This window comes from Oscillochloris sp. ZM17-4, from assembly GCF_019599295.1.
In the GTDB taxonomy this organism is placed as follows: domain Bacteria; phylum Chloroflexota; class Chloroflexia; order Chloroflexales; family Chloroflexaceae; genus Oscillochloris.
Map to the genome: position 1 here is coordinate 1 of NZ_JAIEWN010000137.1, position 2,437 is coordinate 2,437.

Consider the following 2,437-nt stretch of genomic DNA (forward strand, 5'->3'; position numbering starts at 1 on the left):
TCATGTTCGCCGGGTGCCGCACAGGCGTGTAGCGCGCCGTAGAGATCCTGGGGGCATCGCCCGCCCCGCCATCCCCTCAGTGCCTCATTCCCTCACCCCCTCAGTGATGCTATACTCGTGGCAGATCCTGTTAGATTTCGGACCCGCGCGGCCTACGCCGCCCTGATCGCCGAGTCTCCCGCCGCTGTGCGCCCCACGCATCACCGCTGAGCCACCACGTATGCCCACCCAGGACGAGATCGACCAGCAGCTGAGCCGGCTCCAGACCTACCGGGCCACCCTGGCCCATTATCTCGACCAGGTCTCGCTGCTCGGCGCGGCCCACACCCCGCCCGGCGTCGCCCACGGCGTCCGCGAGGCCCGCCAGGGGATCGCGAGGTGCAAGGCCGCCCTGCGCGGCTGGGGCCTGGCCGCCGAGGGCCACCCTGACGACGAGGATTCCCCGCCGCGCCGATGGGCGCCGCCGAGGTCGAGCGCGAGCTACGCGCCGCCCTGCCCGCCGAGGCGCAGGCCCAGGCCCCCGGCCTGGCCCGCCTGCTGAGCGAGCTGGCTGACGGGACGATCCGCCCCGAGGCGCTGGGCACGCGGCTGGCCGCCGACCCGGCGCTGGCCGCGCTGCTGCGCAGCCTCGTCGGCCAGCAGATCAATCTGGGCGCGACGGCGCTCTCCTTCTGGGAGGGCAGCCAGGTCGGCGACGTGAGCATCCGCGACGTGGCCGGGCGCGACATTATCACGGTCAATGTGTACCACGGCGCGCCGACGGCCGCGCCTCTGCCCGATGTGCCAGCCCCCAACCCAACCATCCCAACGCTGACGCCCGCCGACATCGAGCGAATCTGGCGCCGGGCGCTGAGCGCCTATCTCCAGCGCCGCTGGCAGCAGGCCGAGCCCCTGCTCGCCGCAATCGCCGCCGCCGCCCCCGGCCACCGCGACGTGCAGGCCCGCCTGGCCGAGGCCCGCCGCCAGCTCGGCCTGCTGGCGCGCTACGCCGACCTGCGGGCGCTGCGCGATGCCGGCGACTGGCACGCCGTGCTGGGCGGCCTGGCCGAGCTCGACGCCGCCCAGCCGGGCCACCCCGACCCCCAGAGCCTGCGAGGATGGGCCGCGGCCCGCCAGCGCCGCGAGGGGCGCTACGACGCGGCGCTGGCCGCCGCCGACGCGGGCGACTGGGCGACCGCCGCCGATGCCCTGGAGGCGCTGCTGGCCGAGGCGCCGGGCGACGCGGAGGCGGAGGAGCTGCTGGGGCACGCGCGGGGCGAGCTGCGCGCGCGGCGCGAGGCCGAGGAGCGGCGGCGCGCGCAGGAGCTGCGCAGGCAGCGCCGGACGATGCTGGCCGAGATCGTCGATCTGCTGAAGGCCGGGCGTCACGACGACGCCCTGGCCCGGCTCGCCAACGTTGCGGCTGACCCGGCGATGCGAGAGAATGCTGCGGCCTATGCCGCACGGCTCGCCGAGACGGCGGAGCTGCCCTTCGCCGCCCGCCTCCCGTTCGCCCAGCTCGCCGGCACGCTGGGCGACCCGCGCTCACCGGCGGCGCCCGACGCCTGGCGGCGCGAGCTGGGGCGGCGCGGCGAGCGCTTCGGCCCGCAGCCCTGGGGCGACATGCCGCCGCCCTACTGGTGCTATGTGCCGGGAGGAACGTATCGTATCGGCGGGTGGGAGAAAGACCAGGCCAGCGCCGACATCGCCCTGCCCGCCTTCTGGGTGGGCAGGCTGCCGATCACCGTGATCGAGTACGCGGCGTTTGTCAGTGCCGGGGGTAAGCGGCCCTACCGGTGGGGCCAGGCACCCTACGATGCGCCGAGCCAGCCGGTGATCGGTATCACATGGGAGCATGCCACCGCCTACTGCGCCTGGCTGAGCGAGCGCCTGGCAGACGCGCTGCCGGCGGGGTATGTGCTGCGCCTGCCCACCGAGGCCGAGTGGGAGGTCGCAGCGGCCTATGACGGAGCAAAGAATCGCCATAGATTCCCTTGGGGCGAGGACGAGCCGACCAGTGAGCGGGCCGTGTATGACGCCAGCAGGCTCAAGCACCCGGCCCCGGTGGGCTGCTGCCCATCCGGCGCGGCGGCCTGCGGGGCGCTGGACATGGCCGGGAACGTGTGGGAGGTGGCGACGAGTAGCTCCAAGGGCTACCCGACGTTGAGCGGGGAAGTAAAGAAAGACTTTACACATGACTATATCTCCTGGCGAGGCGGATCTTGGTATTTTAGTAGCTTGTATGTTCGCTGTGGGGCGCGGGTCGGCTACCTCATCCGCGGCAGGGGTGACCTCGACTTCGGTTTTCGGGTGGTGCTGGCCCCTCCGCTCTTGTCATAGCCGATAGCCGATATGCCAATGTTTGGAATCACTGAGGCACTGAACCACTGAGGCACTGAGGTCAGGCAAGACATACGCCCAGATAGCTCAGGGCCTCAGTGGCTCACAACCTCAGGGC

The 2,437-nt window shown here is 72.3% G+C and carries 2 protein-coding genes; both read left to right on the forward strand.

Annotated elements, in window-relative coordinates:
• Window positions 1–220 precede the first annotated feature (220 nt).
• Window positions 221–541: a hypothetical protein gene (locus tag K2Z83_RS28180; protein ID WP_220598497.1), complete on the forward strand. Its 321-nt coding sequence runs from the start codon at window positions 221–223 to the stop codon at window positions 539–541.
• Window positions 454–2,319, forward strand: coding sequence for an SUMF1/EgtB/PvdO family nonheme iron enzyme (locus tag K2Z83_RS28185; protein ID WP_220598498.1), 1,866 nt, complete (start codon window positions 454–456; stop codon window positions 2,317–2,319). Before K2Z83_RS28180 ends, K2Z83_RS28185 begins: the two co-directional genes overlap by 88 nt.
• Window positions 2,320–2,437 lie beyond the last annotated feature (118 nt).